The following is a 361-nucleotide window of genomic DNA, read 5'->3' as shown; positions in this document are numbered from 1 at the left end:
CACAAAGGGTCTAACAGGTCCTCTTAACCTTCCAGCACCGGGCAGGCGTCAGTCCGTATACATCGACTTACCCGTCTTCGCACGGACCTGTGTTTTTAGTAAACAGTCGCTTCCCTCTATTCTCTGCGGCCACAACCAGCTCAACCACGTCGGTCACCAGTCATGGCCCCCCTTCTCCCGAAGTTACGGGGGCATTTTGCCGAGTTCCTTAACCACAGTTCTCCCGATCGCCTTAGTATTCTCTACCTGACTACCTGTGTCGGTTTCGGGTACGGGCCGTATATCCACATCGCTAGAGGCTTTTCTCGGCAGCATAGGATCACCAACTTCCCCAAATACGGGTACGCATCACGCCTCACCC

Annotated in this window: 1 rRNA gene; it reads right to left on the bottom strand. The window is 54.6% G+C overall.

What is annotated here, in order from left to right:
- Positions 1 to 361 (bottom strand): 23S ribosomal RNA (locus HMPREF2751_RS01305); the annotation flags it as partial.

The sequence above is a fragment of the Corynebacterium sp. HMSC063G05 genome (assembly GCF_001810555.1).
Classification (GTDB): domain Bacteria; phylum Actinomycetota; class Actinomycetes; order Mycobacteriales; family Mycobacteriaceae; genus Corynebacterium; species Corynebacterium jeikeium_D.
Note: the sequence above shows the minus strand (reverse complement) of the source record. Positions and strands in the feature narration are given on the sequence as shown.